The sequence below is a fragment of the Bradyrhizobium vignae genome, from assembly GCF_004114425.1.
In the GTDB taxonomy this organism is placed as follows: Bacteria; Pseudomonadota; Alphaproteobacteria; order Rhizobiales; family Xanthobacteraceae; genus Bradyrhizobium; species Bradyrhizobium vignae.
On the sequence record NZ_RDQF01000070.1, the window covers coordinates 1 to 19382 of the forward strand.

General features: G+C 63.7%; 15 protein-coding genes. 3 read left to right on the plus strand and 12 right to left on the minus strand.

Translation table 11 applies throughout. The features are described 5' to 3' along the window. Positions 1–224: 224 nt before the first annotated feature. The 3 genes from ahcY to EAV90_RS34620 all read right to left on the minus strand — a co-directional run bounded on the left by ahcY (position 225) and on the right by EAV90_RS34620 (position 4381). Positions 225–1646 (minus strand): adenosylhomocysteinase, encoded by a 1422-nt coding sequence (ahcY, locus tag EAV90_RS34610; protein ID WP_122402346.1) that lies wholly within the window; start codon positions 1644–1646, stop codon positions 225–227. Between the two features lie 122 nt (positions 1647–1768). Then, complete coding sequence (gene metK / locus EAV90_RS34615; RefSeq protein ID WP_122402345.1) at positions 1769–2965, minus strand: methionine adenosyltransferase; 1197 nt, start codon at positions 2963–2965, stop codon at positions 1769–1771. Positions 2966–3025: 60 nt separating this feature from the next. Beyond that, complete coding sequence (locus tag EAV90_RS34620; RefSeq protein ID WP_122402344.1) at positions 3026–4381, minus strand: hypothetical protein; 1356 nt, start codon at positions 4379–4381, stop codon at positions 3026–3028. A 175-nt stretch (positions 4382–4556) separates the two neighbouring features. Between EAV90_RS34620 and EAV90_RS34625 the strand changes: the two genes are divergently transcribed. Next, positions 4557–6275: a caspase family protein gene (locus EAV90_RS34625; protein ID WP_129145980.1), complete on the plus strand. Its 1719-nt coding sequence runs from the start codon at positions 4557–4559 to the stop codon at positions 6273–6275. Positions 6276–6441: 166 nt separating this feature from the next. Here EAV90_RS34625 and EAV90_RS34635 read toward each other — a convergent pair whose 3' ends face one another. The 6 genes from EAV90_RS34635 to EAV90_RS34665 all read right to left on the minus strand — a co-directional run bounded on the left by EAV90_RS34635 (position 6442) and on the right by EAV90_RS34665 (position 12311). Then, positions 6442–7560: a cobalamin-independent methionine synthase II family protein gene (locus EAV90_RS34635; RefSeq protein ID WP_129145981.1), complete on the minus strand. Its 1119-nt coding sequence runs from the start codon at positions 7558–7560 to the stop codon at positions 6442–6444. A 19-nt stretch (positions 7561–7579) separates the two neighbouring features. Further along, on the minus strand, positions 7580–8296 hold the full coding sequence (locus EAV90_RS34640) for an ABC transporter ATP-binding protein (RefSeq protein ID WP_122402341.1): 717 nt from the start codon (positions 8294–8296) through the stop codon (positions 7580–7582). Then, on the minus strand, positions 8289–9044 hold the full coding sequence (locus EAV90_RS34645; protein ID WP_129145982.1) for an ABC transporter ATP-binding protein: 756 nt from the start codon (positions 9042–9044) through the stop codon (positions 8289–8291). The genes EAV90_RS34640 and EAV90_RS34645 overlap by 8 nt, the downstream gene beginning before the upstream one ends. Then, complete coding sequence (locus tag EAV90_RS34650) at positions 9041–10069, minus strand: branched-chain amino acid ABC transporter permease (protein ID WP_122402339.1); 1029 nt, start codon at positions 10067–10069, stop codon at positions 9041–9043. The genes EAV90_RS34645 and EAV90_RS34650 overlap by 4 nt, the downstream gene beginning before the upstream one ends. Positions 10070–10077: 8 nt before the next feature. Beyond that, positions 10078–10947, minus strand: a complete 870-nt coding sequence (locus tag EAV90_RS34655; RefSeq protein WP_122402338.1) for a branched-chain amino acid ABC transporter permease — start codon at positions 10945–10947, stop codon at positions 10078–10080. Between the two features lie 185 nt (positions 10948–11132). Beyond that, complete coding sequence (locus tag EAV90_RS34665; RefSeq protein ID WP_122402337.1) at positions 11133–12311, minus strand: ABC transporter substrate-binding protein; 1179 nt, start codon at positions 12309–12311, stop codon at positions 11133–11135. Between the two features lie 553 nt (positions 12312–12864). Between EAV90_RS34665 and EAV90_RS34670 the strand changes: the two genes are divergently transcribed. Next, the gene (locus EAV90_RS34670; RefSeq protein ID WP_129145983.1) at positions 12865–13158 is read left to right on the plus strand and encodes a hypothetical protein; all 294 of its coding nucleotides are present in this window, start codon (positions 12865–12867) and stop codon (positions 13156–13158) included. Positions 13159–13270: 112 nt separating this feature from the next. Here the strand turns inward: EAV90_RS34670 and purU are convergent, their stop codons facing one another. Beyond that, on the minus strand, positions 13271–14134 hold the full coding sequence (purU, locus tag EAV90_RS34675) for a formyltetrahydrofolate deformylase (RefSeq protein WP_129145984.1): 864 nt from the start codon (positions 14132–14134) through the stop codon (positions 13271–13273). A 171-nt stretch (positions 14135–14305) separates the two neighbouring features. On the opposite strand from purU, the gene EAV90_RS34680 reads away from it, so the two are divergent. Beyond that, entirely contained in the window at positions 14306–15145 is an 840-nt protein-coding gene (locus EAV90_RS34680; protein WP_129145985.1) for a uroporphyrinogen-III synthase, read from the plus strand. A gap of 12 nt (positions 15146–15157) precedes the next feature. Here EAV90_RS34680 and EAV90_RS34685 read toward each other — a convergent pair whose 3' ends face one another. Beyond that, entirely contained in the window at positions 15158–15838 is a 681-nt protein-coding gene (locus tag EAV90_RS34685) for a redoxin domain-containing protein (RefSeq protein WP_122402333.1), read from the minus strand. Between the two features lie 21 nt (positions 15839–15859). Beyond that, positions 15860–19186, minus strand: coding sequence for an adenylate/guanylate cyclase domain-containing protein (locus EAV90_RS34690; RefSeq protein ID WP_129145986.1), 3327 nt, complete (start codon positions 19184–19186; stop codon positions 15860–15862). Between the last annotated feature and the right edge of the window lie 196 nt (positions 19187–19382).

Here is a 19382-nt window from a genome sequence, read left to right on the forward strand (position 1 = left end):
CTCGGCAAACGATGCGCAATACGGGATCTTCTTTGCCGCCCACCAAGTCGCTATCATCGACTTGGCGAGCGGAGAATGTGTCGGCTATGTCCCCGAACACCCGTCGGTCATGTCCCCGGGCTGAACATCAAGCCGGGCGATGACAGTGGGGGTTGTGGCGGGGCCCTGTCAATCTCGTTGCGAGCAGAAACTCGCAACGTCCGTAGCCTGCCCTTAGCCGAAAATCAGTACCGGTAGTGGTCCGACTTGTACGGACCTTCCACCTTCACGCCGATGTAGTCGGCCTGGTCCTTGCGGAGCTCGGTGAGCTTGACGCCGATCTTGGCGAGGTGCAGGCGGGCGACCTTTTCGTCGAGGGTCTTGGGCAGCACGTAGACCTTCTTCTGATATTTGCCGTCCTTGTTGTTGGCGAACAGCTCGATCTGCGCCAGCGTCTGGTTGGTGAAGGATGCCGACATCACGAAGGACGGATGGCCCATCGCGTTGCCGAGGTTCACGAGACGGCCTTCCGACAGCATGATGATGCGGTGCTTGTCGGGGAACTCGATCTCGTCGACCTGCGGCTTGATGTTGGTCCACTTCAGATTGCGGAGCGCCGCGATCTGGATCTCGTTATCGAAGTGGCCGATGTTGCACACGATGGCGCGATCCTTCATCGCACGCATGTGCTCGATGGTGATGATGTCCTTGTTGCCGGTCGCGGTGACGAAGATGTCGGCGCGGGGCGCGGCGTCTTCCATTGTCACGACCTCATAGCCTTCCATCGCGGCCTGCAGCGCGCAGATCGGATCGACTTCGGAGACCATCACGCGGCAACCCGCCTGGCGCAGCGAGGCCGCCGAGCCCTTACCGACGTCGCCGAAGCCCGCGACCATCGCGACCTTGCCCGACAGCATCACGTCGGTACCGCGACGAATGCCGTCGACCAGCGATTCCCGGCAGCCATAGAGGTTGTCGAACTTCGACTTGGTGACGCTGTCGTTGACGTTGATGGCGGGGAACAGCAGCGTGCCCTTATTGGCCATCTCGTAGAGGCGATGCACACCCGTGGTGGTCTCTTCCGAGACGCCCTTGATGTTCTTGGCGATCTCGCCGAAATAGCCCTTCGGCTTCTCCTTCAGCAGGCGCTTGATCAGCGCGTAGAAGATCTCCTCTTCCTCGGAAGCTGGCTTGTCGAGGAACGCGGTGTCGCCGTTTTCGGCACGGACGCCGGCATGCACCAGCATGGTGGCGTCGCCGCCGTCATCGAGGATCATGTTCGGCGTGCCGCCGCCATGCCAGTCGAACAGCTTCGCGGTGTAGTCCCAGTATTCCGTGAGCGTCTCGCCCTTGACGGCGAAGACGGGAATGCCGGCGGCGGCGATCGCGGCCGCAGCGTGGTCCTGGGTCGAATAGATGTTGCAGGAGACCCAGCGGATGTCGGCGCCGAGGGCTGCGAGCGTCTCGATCAGCACCGCGGTCTGGATCGTCATGTGCAGGGAGCCGGCGATGCGCGCGCCCTTCAGCGGCTGCTTCGGGCCGAACTCCTCGCGGGTGGCCATCAGACCGGGCATTTCGGTCTCGGCGAGCGAGATTTCCTTGCGGCCGAAATCGGCGAGCGAGATGTCCTTGACGATGTAATCGGTGAAGCCGGGCTTCGCGTTCATAGGGGGTTCCTGTTTGTTGGCTCGTCATTCCGGGGCGCTCGTAAAACGAGCGAACCCGGAATCTGGAGGATCAAGATTCCGGGTTCGCCGCCGTGGCGGCGCCCCGGAATGACGCAAGAAAACTAGAGCGCGCGCTTGAGCTGCTCGACGAGATCGGTCTTCTCCCAGGAGAAGCCGCCCTCGTTGTCGGGCGTGCGGCCGAAATGACCGTAGGCTGCGGTGCGCGCGTAGATCGGTCGGTTGAGGTCGAGATGGGTGCGGATGCCGCGGGGCGTCAGATCCATCGCCTTGGCGGCGGCCTTCTCGAGCTGGTCTTCCGACACCTTACCGGTGCCGTGCGTGTCGATGTAGATCGACAGCGGACGTGCCACACCGATGGCGTAAGCGAGCTGGAGCGTGCAGCGGTCGGCAAGACCGGCCGCGACGATGTTCTTGGCGACGTAGCGCGCGGCATAGGCCGCAGAGCGGTCGACCTTGGTCGGATCCTTGCCGGAGAACGCGCCGCCGCCATGCGGGGCCGCGCCGCCATAGGTATCGACGATGATCTTGCGGCCGGTCAGGCCGGAATCGCCATCGGGACCACCGATGTAGAACTTGCCGGTCGGGTTGATGTGCCAGATCGTCTTCGGCGTGATCCAGTCCTTCGGCAGCGCCTCGCGCACATAGGGCTCGACGATGTCGCGCACCTGCTTGGAGGTGAGGTCCTCGATCAGATGCTGGTGCGACACCACGATCTCGCGCACGCCGACCGGCTTGCCGTTCTCGTACTGCACGGTGACCTGGCTCTTGGAATCCGGACCGAGCACCTTCTCCTTGCCGGAGTGTCGGGCTTCGGAGATCAGCCGCAGGATCTTGTGAGCGTAGAAGATCGGCGCAGGCATCAAATCCGGCGTCTCATTGGTGGCGTAACCGAACATGATGCCCTGGTCGCCTGCGCCTTCTTCCTTGACCTCGCCCGGCTGAAGTGCGTCGACGCCCTGGGCGATGTCCGCCGACTGCGGATGCAGCAGGATCTCGATATCGCAGGTCTTCCAGTGGAAGCCCTCCTGCTCGTAGCCAATGTCCTTGATCGCGCCGCGGACGACGCTCTCGATCTGCTCGTTGGTCACCGATTTCGGACCGCGGGTCTCACCGGCGATCACCACCTTATTGGTGGTCGCCAGCGTCTCGCAGGCGGCGCGGATGGCCCAAGGATCGATGCCCGCCTTCGGCCCTTCACGATAGAACAGGTCGACGATCTCATCGGAGATCCGGTCACAGACCTTGTCCGGATGGCCCTCGGACACGGACTCGCTGGTGAAGAGATAGGACGCGCGCATCAGTAACCCCTTGTTCCGCCGCTAGCCGGCGGGCTTTTGCGATGTTTACTTTTGATGATGTCAATCACGCCGACGCGAGATGACGTAGGATTCGTCGAGAAACCAGAGCCCATTGTACTTTCGCAGCACGTCCCTGGCGGCATCCAGAGTGCGGCCGTTTTGAGTCATTTCCGTCAACCGGTCGTCCTCAATCTGAGCGACATACACCGCCGCATTCCACGCTGCAAAGGCCGTAGAGGTTCCGATGGTGCCGGTGACCTCGTTGGGCAGCGCTTCCATATCATACCTGAAGATCGAACGGTTATCCGCATAGGCATTAAAATTTAAGTCGCGGCCCACCGATCCAAGTTCATACTTAACTGCACGCAGTAGCTCATGGCGGCTGACCGAGAAAGGATTTTCTCCGGGCCAGATCGCCTGGATCATTTCCATACCGGGATCATGGCCGTGGGAGTGGATTCCGATCAGCCTGCCGCCCGGCCGAAGCGCCCGCGCCAGGGGTGCAATGATCCGCTTGGCCCGGAAATTGACCGAGGACAGGGCCCGGTAGGGCTGGGACGCGATGACGAGGTCGAAATTGGCTTCGGCCTGGCCCGGCCGCGGAATGGTCGAATCCAACAGGAATCTATGGTCCTCGCGATAGAGCACGAGGACGACGGGCCGCTCGTAGAGCGGCATAGCCGTGCGTGGGCTGATCGCAGCGCGCCAGTTCTGCTCCAAGAACGGCCTCAGCTCCACGATCTGCTGCTCGAATTCGCCCGACGAAGCGCCGCGCAGCGGCACCTCGTGCCAGACGGTGGCAGCCGCCGCCGCAGGCGATGCCGGGGTGAGCCATGGCGCCTCCGCGTAAAACATGTTGGTGAAGACGAACACCGACGCCGGATGCTCGAAAATGCGGTCCGGCACCTTCTCCAGCGTCAGCCGCAGATCCTCCAGGCTGAGCTCCTTGCCGGCGACATAGAACGGCATGTGTGGAAAACGCTGGTGCGTTGCGCGCAGCACCCGCGCCAGCACCGTGCCGTCGCCGACACCCGCGTCGAACAAACGCAGGGCCGGCGGGCGCGGGTGGATGGATGAAAGCTCCAACGCAACCCGGTCCGCGATCACCCGCTTTTCGCTACAGGTGTGAACGAACAGCAGATATTTCTGACGGTTCTCGAAGAAGCGGAAATTGCCGCGCGGATCGCGCTTTTCCGGCGGCACCTGAAGTCCCCGCGGCGGCGGCACGCCGCCGGCCATCGATGCGGCCATATAGGCCTGGATCCGCTCCAGCGTGTCGATGGTGATGCGCTTTCCTTCGCGCAGGCGATGCACCAGCTTCCCATCGTTCACCGCGCGCCGGCCGAAGGTCGATTCCGCCATGTCAGCCTTGCGGCAGAACTCGGTGATCTGGCTCAGGATTTCGTCGTTCTTCATAAGTGGGAAGCGGTGGGCAGCTGGGTTGGGTCCCACCTCTTAGCAAATTCTGCCCACTCAGGGAATAGCGGATCGAGGCGCCGCGTTTCCCTAGGCGCGCCAGGGCGGGCGGAGCGGTGAACCCCTACGCCCTCTTGGGCAACAAACAAGCGCTTCTCCTCACGGGACCATCGCCATGCGCCGTCTGCTCGTCGCACTCTGCCTGCTCACCGTCGCGCCGGGAGCCCTGCCCGCCTTCGGGCAGGCGCGTAGTCAGCTCGGACCGCTCTGCACTACCGAGACCACGCCGGCGGACCAGATGGTCGACGCCTGCACCAAGATCATCGCGCTGAAGGTCTTCAAGGGTGAACAACTCGCCACCGTCTATTTCTGGCGTGCGGTGGGCTGGAATAAGAAGGGCGACTACGCAAAGGTCATCGCTGATACCACGGAAGCGATCCGGCTCAAGCCGAGCCAGGCTGTCTACAACCTCAGGGGATCTGCCTATTTCGACAAGGGCGACTACGACATCGCGATCGCCGATTTCGACGACGCGCTGAAGCTCGGCCCGCCCAGCGGCATCATCTTCCACAATCGCGGCAACGCCTGGCGGGGCAAGCGCGATTACACCAAGGCGATCGCCGACTACGACATGGCGATCAAGTCAGATCCGAGATCGGCGTTCTCGTTCCAGAACCGAGGCATCTCGAAGGAAGCCCTCGGCGATCTCGACGGTGCACTCGCCGACGTCAACCAGGCGATCCGGCTTGATCCCTCGCTGCCGCAGCCGCTGATCACCCGTACCTCGATCTGGCGGGCCAAGGGCGATTTCGATCGCGCCATCGCCGACGGCAGCGAAGCGATCCAGCTCGCCAAGGAGAAGCCGCCGGTCAACATCATGACGCCGCCGAACAGCGTGCTGATATCGGGCTACACCCATCGCGCGCTGGCCTATGAGGCCAAAGGCGACTACGCACGCGCGCGCGACGACTACAAGGCGACGCTGGCTATCGTTGCGTCCGATGCCGGCAGCAAGGCTAGCCAGGCAACAGCAAAGGTTCGGCTGGCGCTGGTGACGGACGCCGCCGCGCCGATCCCGCGCGATACCCCCTCCCCTGCAACGCAGCCGGCGGCATCCCCTACCCCGCTGCAGACCGGCTCAGCACCGATTCCGTCGCCAGCTCCGGCCGTCCGCGGTGCACGCATGGCGCTGATCATCGGCAACGGCGCCTATGCGCACGTCAAGGCGCTGCCCAATCCGCCCAACGATGCGCGTGCGGTCGCGAAGAGCCTGCGCGACATCGGCTTCAGCGTGTCCGAGGGCGTCGATCTCGATCGCGCCGCGATGCAGAAGATGACGCGCGACTTTCTGCGCGAGGCGGCGCGGGCGCAGGTGGCGGTGGTCTACTATGCCGGCCATGGCGTGCAGGTCGACGGCCGCAACTATCTCATTCCCGTCGACGTCGCGCTCAAGCCGGGCGCGAACATGACGGAGGCGATGATCGACATGGACACGATCATGGCCGGCCTCGACGACCAGGTCCGCACCAACATTCTGATCTTCGATGCCTGCCGCAACAACCCGATGGCGCAGCAGGTCGCAGCTGCCGGAAATACTCGCGGCATCGAGGGCGCCTCGGGCCTCGCCGCGCCAACGAGTCTCGGCACCGGTGCGACTTTAGGGGCCGGCACGCTGATCGCATTCGCGACCGCGCCGGGCCAGGTCGCGCTCGACGGCGAAGGCGCCAACTCGCCGTTCTCCGCCGCCCTCTCGCGTCATATCGGCACCCCCGGGCTGGAGGTGCAGCAGATGCTGACGCGGGTGCGGGCCGAGGTGGTCTCGACCACGAAGAACAAGCAGGTGCCGTGGTCGAATTCGTCGTTGCTGGGCGAGGTCTATCTGGCGGAGAAGTGAGATGGCCTCGTGCCCAGACGCAGCGCAGCGCTTCTTCAGCGGTGCGCTGCCGAGCCGAGGCCCATCTCTCCGCCACTCGGCTCGTTGCGTTCTGGATCACGGCTCTGCGCAGCAACGCAAGAGCGTTGCAGCGCGTCCGGGACACAAGCGAGGTCGGCGGCGGGGCCTAGTTACCCCACACTTCCTTGGCGATTTCCACCGCCAAGCTCAGCTTGGCCCACTGCTCCTCCTCGGAGAGGATGTTGCCCTCCTCGGTCGAGGCGAAGCCGCATTGCGGGGACAATGCGAGCTGCTCCAAGGGAGCGAACTTGGCGGCTTCTTGCAGGCGGCGCTTGATGTCGTCCTTCTTCTCGAGCTCGCCGAACTTCGAAGTGATGACGCCGACCACGACGACCTTGTTGCCCTTGGGCAGGAAGCGCAGCGGTTCGAAACCGCCGGCTCGGTCGCTGTCGTACTCCAGGAAGTAGCCGTCGTAATTGGTGCCGGCGAGCAGGGTCTCGGCCACCGGCTCGTAGCCGCCCGAGGAGATCCAGGTCGAGCGGAAATTGCCGCGGCAGACGTGCGTCGTCACCACCATGTCGGCGGGCTTCTCCGCCAGGGCGTAGTTGATGATGCGGGCATAGATCTGCTGCAGGCCGTCCGGATTGTCGCCGCGCTCGCGCGCCTTCTGCAATTCATCCTGCGAGCAGAGATAGGCCCAGACGGTGTCGTCGAACTGTAGATAGCGACAGCCGGCGTCGTAGAACGCCTTCACCGCTTTGCGGTAGGTCCTACCGAGATCTTCGTAGAAGGCATCGAGGTCGGGATAGACGTCCTTCGAGATCGACTTCCGGCCGCCGCGGAAGTGCAGCACGGCCGGTGACGGGATCGTCATCTTGGCGGTGACGTGGGCCTGGTCGGCGACCTTCTTCAGGAAGCGGAAGTGATCCAGCATCGGGTGGTCATCGGGGAAGTCGAGCTTGCCTATGACGCGGACCGCATCGTGACGGGTCTGCACGCCCGTGAACTGGATGCCGGTGTCGGGGTGGAATAGCTCGCAGCCGGTGAGCTTGGCCAGGAAGTCGAAATGCCACCAGGAGCGGCGGAATTCGCCGTCCGTCGCGAGCTTGAGCCCCATCGAGGCCTGCTTGTGCACGACCTTCTCGATCTCCAAGTCCTCGATCTTGCGCAGATCGTCAGCCGAGATCTCGCCCTTCTCCAGTTTTGCACGGGCTTCCTTGATCTTGGCGGGGCGCAAAAGGCTGCCGACCTCGTCGGCACGGAAGGGGGCTTTGGTTTGCTGCATGTATTACTCCCTGCAAATTTTAGTGTGCCGCCGCCCCTGCCACTCCGAGATGGCGCTCCAGGACCGAGGGGTCCGCCTTCAGCGCAGCGCTCGGAGCGTCGTGGACGATCGTTCCGCGCTCCAATATCACAACGCGGTCCGCGAGCCCCAGAATCTTTTGGGCATTCTGCTCGACGATGATCGAGCAGATGCCTCCTGCCCGGGTGATGGTCCCGATCGCCTTCAGAAGCTCATCGACGATGATGGGGGCGAGGCCTTCGGTGGGCTCGTCCAGCAGCAGGACCTTCGGGTTGAGGGTGAGCGCGCGGCCGATCGCCAGCATTTGTTGCTCGCCGCCGGAGAGCTGGTTGCCAAAGTTGCTCCGCCGCTCCTTCAGCCGCGGAAACATCTCGTAGACCTTCTCCACCGTCCAGGGACCGGGTTGCGCCACCGCGGTCATGTTCTCTTCCACCGTGAGCGAGCGGAAGATGTTGCGCTCCTGCGGCACCCAACCGATGCCGGCGCGCGCCCGCTGGTCGGGCCGCATGGCCGTGAGGTCGGTGCCGGCGAGCGTGATGCTGCCTGCGAAGCGGCGGGTGACGCCGACGATGGAGTTGATCAGCGTGGTCTTGCCGGTGCCGTTGCGCCCGAGCAGCGCGAGCACTTGCCCCTGCGCGAGGCGGAGCGTCATCTTCGGCAGCACCACGGCCTCGCCGTAGCCGGCGCGAAGTGAATCGATCGCGAGCAGGTCAGACATTGACAGCCTCCTCGCCGAGATAGACGGCCTTCACTTGCGGATCGCGCGCGACCTGCTCGGGAGGGCCTTCGGTCAGCAGCGCGCCCGAGACCAGCACCGAGATGCGATCGGCGAAGGAGAACACGAGGTCCATGTCGTGCTCGATCAAGAGCACGGTGACCTCGCGCGGCAGCGCGCCGACGACGGCGAGAATGTCGTGGCGCTCGCTCTCGGGCACGCCGGCGGCGGGCTCGTCGAGCAGCAGCACGCGTGGCTTGGCAGCAATGGCGACGGCAATCTCGAGCAGGCGCTGCTTGCCGTAAGGAAGCGTCACGGTCTGCTCGTTCATGACGTCGAGCAGATGGAAGCGCGTGAGCAACTCGGCGATCTCGCCGTTGACGTCGCCGCGCGTCCCCATCCGCCGCCACCAGTCGCCGCCATGGCCGAGGCGCTCTGAGACCGCAAGACCAATGGTCTCGAGCGCGGTCAGGTCGGGATAGAGCTGGTTGATCTGGAAGGTGCGCGACAGGCCGCGCAGCACGCGCTTGTGCACGGGCAAATCGGTGATGTCCTGGCCTTCGAGCAGGATGCGGCCCGAGTTCGGCTTCAGCACACCGGCGAGTTGGTTGATCACGGTAGTCTTGCCGGCGCCGTTGGGGCCGATCAACGCATGGCGGGCGCCCTGCTCGACCTTCAGGGAGAGATCGCGGGTGACACGCAGGCCGCCGAACTGCTTTTCGAGATTCCGGGTTTCGAGCGCGATGGTCATGTGTCGCTCTCCGGGACGGCGACGACGGCTTTACGTCCCGCAACCTGCCTGATGATCAGGTTCGGCACATAGAGCACCCAGCGATGCAGGCGCTGGCGACCGACCAGCACGATCACGACCAGCACGAGGCCTATCCAGAACTGCCAGTATTGCGGGGTGATCGTCGAGAACAATTCCTGCAGCATGCGGAACACCACCGCACCGATCAGCCCGCCATAGAGATAGCCGGTGCCGCCAATGACGAGCACCAGCATCAGGTCTGCGGAACGCTCGAAGGCAAACACGTCGAGCGAGGCGATCGCGGTGGTCTGGGTGAACAGCGCCCCCGCAATGCCGGCATAGAACGCCGCCAGCGTGTAGATCGCGATCAGGCGGCGGTTGACGGGGATGCCGATGGCCGCGGCACGCAACGGATTGTTCTTGATCGCGCGCAGCGACAGGCCGAACGGGGAATGGACGACACGACGGGCGAGCAGGAACAGCACGAACAGCACAGCCAGCGAATAGAAGAAGCCGGCCTTGCCGAACATGTCGAACGGGATCTGGCCGAAAATCGGCTGCATCTCGATGCCCTGCAGGCCATCGGTGCCGCCGGTGACATTGGAGAAGCGTTCGGCGAGCGCCTCCAGCAGCAGCGCAATGCCGAGCGTCACCATCAGACGTGTCAGGTCGACGCCGCGGATTACCAGGAAGCTGGTGCCGAAACCGAGCACCATCGCGGCAAGGCCCGCGACGACGAGCGCGAGCACGGGCTCGTTGATGATCCCGTGCAGCGCAAGCAGTCCCGCGGCATAGGCGCCGACGCCGAAGAAGGCGGCATGGCCGAGCGAGACAATGCCGGCATAGCCGAGGATCAGATCGAGCGACATCGCAAACAGCGCCAGGCGCAGGATGTCGGTCATGATCAGATAGCGCGACGGAAACAGAAAGCCACAGGCCAGCACGATGAGCCAGAAGGCGACTTCGCCGTAGTGCCAGCGCGCCTGGCGCTGGGCGTGGTACCCGACGTCGGAAGCAGCGGTCATCGGCGAACTCAACGGGCGGCCGTGCGGCCGAACAGGCCGTTCGGGCGCCAGATCAGAATCACGATCATCATGGTGTAGATCACGAAGGGTCCCATCTTCGGCACGTAATATTTGCCGGCGACGTCGCCGATGCCGAGCAGCAGCGACGCCAGGAACGGGCCTGTTATCGAGGAGGAGCCGCCGACGGTTACCACGATCAGGAAGTAGATCATGAACTTCAGCGGGAAATATGGGTCGAGGCCGAGGATTTCGGCGCTCAACGCGCCGCCGAGGCCGGCAAGCCCGCAACCAAACGCAAAGGTGAAGGCGAACACTTGCGGCACGTTGATGCCGAGACCGCTGGCGGCGCGGGGATCGTCGACCGCGGCGCGCAGACGGCTGCCGAAGCGGGTCTTGGCCAGCACCATCTGCAGGCCGATGGTGAGCAGGCCGCAGATCACGATGATCATCAGCCGGTAGCGGCCGATGCCGATGCCGAACACGTCGAACTGGCCCTGGAGTGCGGCGGGTAAATTGATGAAGACGCGCGAGGAGCCCTGGATGTAGTCGACCGCCGCCACCGACATGAAGGTCAGGCCGATGGTGAACAGCACCTGGTCGAGATGGCTGCGGGTATAGAGATGCCGGTAGAGCGAGCGCTCCAGTACGATGCCGATCGCGGCGGCCGAGACGAAGGCGAGCGGCAGCGCGGCGAAGAACGGCCAGCCCATCCGGTTGACCAGCACCATGCAGACATAGCCGCCGGCCATCGCGAAGGCGCCGTGGGCAAGATTGACGAAGTTCATCAGGCCGAGCGTGACCGCGAGCCCGCAGGCGAGCACGAACAACAGCATGCCATAGGCAACGCCATCGAACAGGTTGGTGAGGATTGCGGTCATCGATGACAAGTCGTTGTCGAGAAAATATTACGCCAAGCGGAGTAGGCTACTGTGCCTCTCCCGCTTGCGGGAGAGGGCTGGGGAGAGGGCATCTGCGCAACGGGACAATCCCCGTATTGAGAGAACCCTCACCCGGCGCTGCGCGCCGACCTCTCCCGCAAGCGGGAGAGGTTTAGAAGAGCGCGTCACTTCTTGGTCTTGCCGAGATCCTTGACGGCCTCGAAGGTCGCGAACTCGACATTGTAGAGCTCGCCGTCGACCTTCTCGACCTTGCGAATGTAGATGTTCTGCACGATGTCGCGGGTCTCGGGGTCGATCGAGATCGGGCCGCGCGGGCTCTCCCATTTCTGGCCCTTCATCGCCTCGATCAGCTTGTCGCCGTTGGTGTCGCCACCCGTCTTCTTCAGCGCCTCATAGATCAGGTGGATGCCGTCATAGCCGCTCACGGCCATGAAGCCCGGACGATTGCCGAAGGCCTTCTTGTAGGCCGCGACGAAATCCTTGTTCATCTGCGAGGGATGCGCCGCGGAATAGAGGTGCGCGGTGACCGTGCCGAGCACGGCATCACCCATGTTGTTGAGCAAATCGTCATCAGTGACGTCGCCGGGTCCGATCACCTTGATGCCGGCCTTATCGAGGCCGCGCTCGGCATATTGCTTCATGAAGTTGCCGCCCTGGCCCGCGGGCACGAACACGAAGATCGCGTCGGGCTTGGCATCCTTCATGCGCTGGAGGAACGGCGCGAAGTCGGGATTTTGCAAGGGCACCTTGACCTCTTCGACCACCTCGCCCCCGCCGGCGGTGAAATGCTGCTTGAAGAAGTTCAGCGCGTCATTGCCGGGCGCATAATCCGAGGTCAGCGTCGCCACCTTCTTGATGCCGTTCTTCACGGCCCAGTCGCCGATGATGGTCGAGGACTGCGCCAGCGTGAAGCTGGTGCGCACGATGTAGGGGGAGCGCTCCGTGATGATGGAGGTGCCGGCCGCCATTACGACTTCCGGGATCTTGGCCTGCGTCGCCAGCGGCGCGGCGGCAAGGGCTGCCGGCGTCACGCCGAAGCCGGCGATGAAGTTGACCTTGTCGTTGACGATCAACTCCTGCGCGGCGGTCTTGGTCTTGTCAGGAATCGCGGCATCGTCCTTGAGGATGATCTCGACCTTCTTGCCGGCGACGGTGTCGCCCTTCTGCTGCATGTAGAGCTTGATCGCGTTCTCGATCTGCTTGCCGGTCGAGGCCTGGCCGCCAGTCATTGGCAGGATCAGGCCGACCTTGATGCTGTCCTCGGCCTTGGCGGAGGCGACGGCCGCAAGGGCGGCGATGACGGCCGCTGCTGCGGCTCGTGGAAAAATCTTGCGTTCGAACATCGGATGTCCCTCCCCTTCATTCCTGACGTGCGCCGGACCGCGTGCCCGGTCCTTGCCGCGCTTGACTCACGGATAAGCCATGCCGCGCGGCCACATGGCGTCCTCTGCAACCCCGTTGTCAATCGGACGTTGGGCGACCATTCGGCGCAAGCCGCGTGATCCGCCTCAACGACGGCAGGAGATTTGTACATTTGTACAAATAACATGGTCCTGTCAACGAAGAAGCCCTTGTCGGGTGATGCTCCATTTTACGAAGGCCCGCGCGACTCGTTGATGGAAGATTCCGCCTCTCATTTGCAGAATCCGGACATCTCACTGTTTCGCGGCGAGACATCCGGCGGCTCTCACCGAATGAGCACGAGTGAATACGTGATGTATACCGTATCAGCTAGACTGAACGCTTCAAGGCCCGCAATATGCTCACCATAATACCTTTTTGTATACAGAGGCGCCAATCTTGGAATAAACCAATTTTACATATTGAAAGTTATAGTTCGCCGCTGACGCCCATCCGGCGCCCCCTTATTCGCGCCCGATCGGCACGACCTAGAAGATGTCCATGCGTTCCTGTTCGCTTTCGATCGCTGCTGCAGTCGCCCTGCTCGCGTCCAACCTTGCAGGCTGCGGCACGGTCAACGAGAAGCTCTCGGCCGGCATGGGCGACTACGTCCCGCAATGGGCCGGCGGCCTGCCGGCCGATGCGCCGCCGCGACCGGGCACACCGCAATACGATGCCTACATGAAGGAACGCGAACGCAAGCGGCTGATGCCGGCGGCCGATCGCGAGAAAGAAGAGCAGGCCCAGAAGGGGGCGACGGGGACGACGTCGGCTGGCGCGGTGCGCTGATGGATACCTGCCATTCCGGGGCGCCTCACAGGCGAACCCGGCACCTCGAGGTTCTCTGGTGCGCAATTGCGCACCATCGTTCGCGCTTCGCGCGTCCCGGAACGACAGTACCCTAATCCACGAACACCACCGTCTTGCGGCCGTTGAGGATGACGCGATCATCGAGATGATAGCGGATGGCCCGTGCCAGCACGCGGCGCTCGATGTCGCGGCCCTTGCGGACCAGATCTTCCGGCGTGTCGCGATGGCTGATGCGCTCGACGTCCTGGTCGATGATCGGGCCCTCGTCGAGGTCGCGCGTGACGTAATGCGCGGTGGCGCCAATCAGCTTCACCCCGCGCTCATGCGCCTGGTGATAGGGTTTTGCGCCTTTGAAGCCAGGCAGGAACGAGTGGTGAATGTTGATGCAGCGCCCCGACAGCTTTGCCGAGAGATCGTCCGACAGGATCTGCATGTAGCGGGCGAGCACCACCAGATCGGTCTTCGTCTCGCCGACGAGATTCATGATCTGCGCCTCCTGCTCGCGCTTGGTCTCCTTGGTGACAGGCAGGTGGTGGAAGGGGATACCGCCGAAATCGAGCCCGGCATAGACCTCGCGCGGATGGTTGGAGACGATCGCGGTCGGTATCATCGGCAATTCGCCGGTGCGCCAGCGATAGAGGATGTCGACCAGACAGTGGTCGGATTTCGACACCAGCAGCATCACCTTGCGATGCGCAGCCCGGTCGCGCATCTGCCACTCCATGCCGAAACGCTCGGCGATCGCGGCAAAGCCGGTCTGGAGCGCCGACAATTCCACGGCAAGATCGGCCGCCGTGAACACCACCCGCATGAAGAACTTCTCGGTCTCGACGTCGTCAAACTGCTGGGCGTCGAGGATGTTCTGTCCGTTGTGGGCAAGGAACGTCGACACCGCGGAGACGATGCCGGGGCGATCCGGACAGGACAGGGTCAGGACATATTGATGATCGGGCATATTGATGAACAGGCTTGGCTCTTGATGAAGCTTTGTGCAACGGAACTATCCGCGATTTGCGCCCTGCTCTAGCACCGCCCCCGCCCTTGCGCCAATCCCAAGACTTGCCTCGACACGAAGCGCGGAGTCAGGATGAACGGACGATTGCGATTGTCTGACCGGAGCATACCCATGGCCGACCGCTTGAACGGCTACCGCATCTTGATCCTGGAAACGCGGGAGGAGGCGCAGTTTTCGAAGCTTCTGCTCGAGCAAGGCGCCGAGGTCGTGCAGTGCCCGATGTTCACCATCCGTGATGCGACGGACCCGGCTCCGGTCGAGGCTTGGATTCGCCGTGCCATCGACAAGCCGTTTGACGATCTCGTGCTGATGACGGGCGAAGGCCTGCGTCGCATCATGAAGCTTGCCCGCGCCCGCGAGCTCGACGCCGCCCTTGTCCCGGCGCTCGCCAGAGCGCGCAAATTCACCCGGGGCCCGAAGCCGGGCAAGGCGCTGCGCGAGATCGGTCTCGAAGCGCAGCAGACCACCGAGAAGCCGACCACGGAGGGCGTGATCGAGATGCTGGCCAAGCTCGACCTGAAGGGGCATCGCCTCGGCCTCCAGCTTTATCCGGACAAGGACCACAGCGCCTTGACCGGTGCGCTTGCGGCGCAAGGCGCCGAGGTCGATACCGTGCTGCCCTACGTCTACGATTCCAAGGCCGCTGATGCCAACATCGTCGCCGCCATCGACGACATGGCGGAGGGGCGAATCGATTCGCTCGCGCTGACCAATCTCGGCCAGGTCCGCCGCCTGATCGAGGCCGCAAAAGCACATGGCAGCGAAGCGAAACTGCGTGCAGGTCTCGAACGGACGTTGATCGCCTCGGTGGGGCCGGCGGTCTCTGGTGAGCTCGCCGCGCACGGTCTGCGCACGGACGTCTCGCCGGCAGATGAAGCGTATTTCATGCGTCCGCTGATCTCGGCGATGGCTGCGGCACTCGCCGAGAAACGACCGAGCGCGGCGGGTTAATCGCCGAGATGCCTAGCCAGCCACCTGCGAGGCGGCCGACAGCAACTCCTGCGGGCTCGGCGCTCCGAACATGCGCTGGCCGCCATTCGGAACCTCGGTGAACGTCCAGCGCACGATCCCTTCCCGGTCGAGCAGGAACTGGCCAAACAGCTGCCCCGTGCCGGTTGCCGCCATGCGCTGGTCGGCTTCGGTCATCTCGTAACCGTCCTTCTTGTTGAGGTACTCCGCGGCTGCCGGCCGGTTCATCGGGCTGGGCAATTCGCCGGGCATGTCCACTTGCATGCTCATGACCACGTCCATGCCGACCTTGCGTGGCCACTCGGTTTCGTTCTCCGTGAATTCGAGATTGGGCAGGCCAAATGCGCGGTGCGAGACCCGATCAGGGTCGGACGCGGCCAGCAGATTGGGCAATGGATGATAGCGGAAATAGAGCCGCGCCCGGTCGATCGGTGTGTTGACGACCGTGAGACTTTCGATCCCCTTCCCGCGCAGCACGCCATCAAGCTGCGCTTGCGCCGCGATATGGCGCCGGCAGAATGGGCAGTGCAGGCCGCGAAACAGGCCGACGAGTATCGGGCTATGCCCGCGATAATCCTCGAGCGCGATCTTTCCTTCGCGTGTGATGGCCTCCAGGACGATGTTCGGTGCGCGATCACCCGGCTGAAGTGGTCCACCAACATGACTTTCGGACATGGTTGAACTCCCTCACATTGGCTAGTCAAGGAACGGCAGTACGATCAGCCCTGCGGGATCGAGCCCGTGCCGGGCGCAGACATCGTGGGCAAGCGCGAAATATCGCTCCGCCTCGGGCATGTCGCCTCGATCAAGGTTCAGCGTCGCAAGACCATCATAGCATGGAAACAGCTGCTGCGGCTCGCCGGTCTCGCTCGCCACCTCGATGGCCTCCTTGTAGCAGCGCGCGGCCATGTCGGGGCGGAAATGGCACTGATGGATTTGCCCGAGCACGATCAGGGGTACCGGGAGATGCTCGCGCTGATCGAGCGCGCGGTCGATCTCGATCGCCTTTTCGGCAGCCGGCACCCCCTCCTCGGTACATCTGTCCGTGAAGGTGCAACAGGCAACGGCAAGATTGGCAAGAAGGCGCGCCTGGAAGCCGAGATCGCCGATACGATTGGCGACATCGAGGCCACGTCGGCAAACCGCCATGGCTTGCGCCGGGTCGATGATCGTGTAGAGCACGCCAAGATTGGTGTAGCCGCGGCACGCCACGTTGAGGAGGCCAGCGGCCTCGGCGGCCGCGACACTTTGCTCCACCTCTTTCACCGCCTCCTGGTGTCGCCCAAGCCGCGCCAGCGCAACTCCCTTGGTGTTGAGCGCCTCCGCAATAGCGCCCGCCGCCTCGAACCCGGCTTGCTCGTCCGCATCGGTCGGCACCGATTGCGCGTAGCCGAGCGCGTCGTCCGCCCACCGCGCGGCGCCGACGTGATCGCCCACACGGAACGCAAGACGGCCGCGCTCTTGCTGGAGATGAGCCCACTCCAGGAGGTGTGCCCACTCGATCGGCGCGTCGGTCCCGCCAAGCCGTTCAGCGGCCTCGGCATAATGCATCTCTGCCTTGACGCGCTTGCCGGCGTCCCACAACAATCGACCGAGCTTGCGAAGAATGCGCGCCTCGCCGATGCGGTCCCCTGCCGTGCGGTGTTCCTCCAGCGCACTCTGATAGTGCTCCTCTGCGGTGCTTCGGCGGCCAGTCACGCAACAGAGGTCCGCGACGCGCTCGTATAGGATCAGGCGTTCCGGCTCCTGTTCGCCGGAGGTCGACAGCACGGCGAGGGATTGCTGATAGAAACGGAGGGCATCGTCGTTGGCATAGCTCGCACGTGCGCGATCGCCGGCCGCGCGTAAATAGCGCGCGCCTCTCGACTTGCTCGCGCTCAGACTGAAGTGATGTCCGAGCAATATGAGATCTTCGAGCTGCTCGGGTTCTTTGCCATAGAGCCGCTCCAGCGCGGCACCAATCCGTCCATGGAGTTCGACCCGACGCTGCAAAAGCAGATTTTGATAGATCACGTCCTGAAGCATGGTCTGGGTGAAGCGATAGGTCCGCAGCGACATCGAGTTCGAGCCCGCGACCTCCTCGATGATCTCGGCGTCGCACAGAAGTTCGAGCGCTGCCTCGACCCTTGCCGGCTCGTTTGCCGCCGCACCTAAAACAGACGCATCAAAGCGCGGACCGATCACCGCAGCCTCCTGGGCCACCTGGCGCACCTGATGCGGCAAGCGGTCGAGGCGCGCCAGCAACAACGCCTGTATGCTTGCTGGGATATCGGCGGCGGCTTCATCCGATTTCAACCGCCACTGCGTGCCATCACGCTCCAGGGCCCCGCCTTCGATGAGGCCGCGGATGATCTCCTCAAGGAAAAGCGGATTGCCGCCTGCGCGATCGAGGATTCGGGTGAACAAACGTCCCGGCGGTTCCCGCCAGCCATGACTGAAATACGCCGAAAGCAGCCTTCGTCCGTCAGCATCGTCAAGCGGAGACAGCCGAATGGTCGTGTGACTGATCCTGCTCGAACCGAACTGATCCACCTGCACCGGCCGATGTGTAAACAGCAGCATCAGCCGTGTCCGCTCCAGCCGGTCCATCAGGAACCGCAACGCTTCAAGCGACACCGCGTCGGCCCAATGCAGATCCTCGACGATGATCAGAAGTGGCGACAAGCCGAGGCGGCGTTCGAAGATGGTACGGATCGCGAAAAAGATCTGCCGCCGGAGCTGTTCCGGTTCGACATGCCTGAGCACAGCGTTGGGATCGCCAAGGCCAAGAACGTGCAAGTAGAGAGGCATCAGGCGATCGGCCTCCTCGGCCGCGAGGCCAAGCTCCAATAGCGCTTCTGCAACCTTCGTCTCTGCCTCTGCGGCGCCGGCCTTCTTTGCGATGCCATAGGCGCTACGCAGCACGGCGGCGAGTGCTCCGTAGGATTGTTCGCCGAGCGGCGAGCAAACCGCCTGTCGGATCGCTACGCCTGCGAAGCGATCCTCATCGCGGATACGGGCGACGAATTCGTTCACCAGCCGCGTTTTCCCGATGCCCGCTTCGCCAACCAGCCGTACCAGTTGAGCCGCACCGCCGCAGGCGCGATCAAGGCTGCCGATCACGCGCGCAAGCTCGGCGTCGCGCCCGATCAGTGGTGCATCGAGCCCCAGCGTGTCGAGGCCACGTGCCGTGCGGGGCGTATCGAGCGGTCCCTTTAGACGATGGACCAGCACGCCGCCCATCTTGCCCTTGAGCGAGATCTCGCCGAGCGAGTCATAGGAGAACGCATGTCGCGTCAGACGGTGGGTCAACGGCCCGACCAGCACCTCGTCCGGAGACGCCATCGACTGCAATCGCTGCGCCGTATTCACGGTATCGCCGGTCACCGAATAGGATTTGGCAACGCCCACGCCTAACCCACCCGCGACGACATGGCCGGTGTTGATGCCGACATGGAGCTGCAACGGTGAACCGGCGTAGGCCCTCGCGCGCTCGCTGAGGCGCGCTGTTCGGCTGATCATGTCGAGGGCAGCGCGGACCGCCCGCTCGGGGTCGTCCTCGTGCGCAGCCGGCGCACCAAACAGCGCGAGCATCGCATCGCCGATGAACTTGTCCACGAAGCCGCCGAAGCTCTGCACCGCGGCCGTCAGCTCCTCGAACAACTGGTTCTGAAGCGTCTGCATGACCTCTGGGTCGAGCCGCTCGCTCATCGCAGTGAAGCCGCTGAGGTCGGCAAACAGCACGGTGATGGTGCGGCGGTTTGCTTCGCTATCGACATTGTCCGACGGCGGTCGAAATTCGCCTTGAGCCGCCTGCAGGAGCGGTGGCGAAGACGATCTGAGTGTCGCCGGGCTCGTCTGCGCCGATGCCTGTCCGCCGTCATTGCTGGACCCGCTGACGAGGGAGCCGCATTTCGGGCAGTAGACAAAATCCGGTGCGCATGGAAAGCCGCAGCCGGGGCACGCGTTCGGCTGCTTCATGCCGCACTTCGGGCAGAAGGCAAAGCCGCTCTGAACCTCGAAACCACAACCCGAGCAGTTCATGGCTCAAGACCTCGCGGAAGCCGCGATGGCGCAATCTGCTGGCCCTACCAAATGGGTCCCAGGATGCAGACCAGCATGGGCTTTGCGCGCCGGAAGAGCAAGCGGCGGCAACCTACATCTCAGTATGGGCGGCGAAGCAATGCTGCGGGCGCTCTGGCGCACCGCACGTCGTCGGCAAAGCATGGTGGCATGCGGT

Excerpts from the sequence above, each read along its gene's own strand:
- EAV90_RS34625 (WP_129145980.1), top strand. The coding sequence starts at position 4,557 with ATGCGCCGTCTGCTCGTCGCACTCTGCCTGCTCACCGTCGCGCCGGGA.
- EAV90_RS34670 (WP_129145983.1), top strand. The coding sequence starts at position 12,865 with ATGTCCATGCGTTCCTGTTCGCTTTCGATCGCTGCTGCAGTCGCCCTG.
- EAV90_RS34620 (WP_122402344.1), bottom strand. The coding sequence starts at position 4,381 with ATGAAGAACGACGAAATCCTGAGCCAGATCACCGAGTTCTGCCGCAAG.
- EAV90_RS34690 (WP_129145986.1), bottom strand. The coding sequence starts at position 19,186 with ATGAACTGCTCGGGTTGTGGTTTCGAGGTTCAGAGCGGCTTTGCCTTC.
- EAV90_RS34685 (WP_122402333.1), bottom strand. The coding sequence starts at position 15,838 with ATGTCCGAAAGTCATGTTGGTGGACCACTTCAGCCGGGTGATCGCGCA.
- EAV90_RS34645 (WP_129145982.1), bottom strand. The coding sequence starts at position 9,044 with ATGACCATCGCGCTCGAAACCCGGAATCTCGAAAAGCAGTTCGGCGGC.
- metK (WP_122402345.1), bottom strand. The coding sequence starts at position 2,965 with ATGCGCGCGTCCTATCTCTTCACCAGCGAGTCCGTGTCCGAGGGCCAT.
- EAV90_RS34640 (WP_122402341.1), bottom strand. The coding sequence starts at position 8,296 with ATGTCTGACCTGCTCGCGATCGATTCACTTCGCGCCGGCTACGGCGAG.
- purU (WP_129145984.1), bottom strand. The coding sequence starts at position 14,134 with ATGCCCGATCATCAATATGTCCTGACCCTGTCCTGTCCGGATCGCCCC.
- EAV90_RS34665 (WP_122402337.1), bottom strand. The coding sequence starts at position 12,311 with ATGTTCGAACGCAAGATTTTTCCACGAGCCGCAGCAGCGGCCGTCATC.
- EAV90_RS34680 (WP_129145985.1), top strand. The coding sequence starts at position 14,306 with ATGGCCGACCGCTTGAACGGCTACCGCATCTTGATCCTGGAAACGCGG.
- EAV90_RS34655 (WP_122402338.1), bottom strand. The coding sequence starts at position 10,947 with ATGACCGCAATCCTCACCAACCTGTTCGATGGCGTTGCCTATGGCATG.
- ahcY (WP_122402346.1), bottom strand. The coding sequence starts at position 1,646 with ATGAACGCGAAGCCCGGCTTCACCGATTACATCGTCAAGGACATCTCG.
- EAV90_RS34635 (WP_129145981.1), bottom strand. The coding sequence starts at position 7,560 with ATGCAGCAAACCAAAGCCCCCTTCCGTGCCGACGAGGTCGGCAGCCTT.
- EAV90_RS34650 (WP_122402339.1), bottom strand. The coding sequence starts at position 10,069 with ATGACCGCTGCTTCCGACGTCGGGTACCACGCCCAGCGCCAGGCGCGC.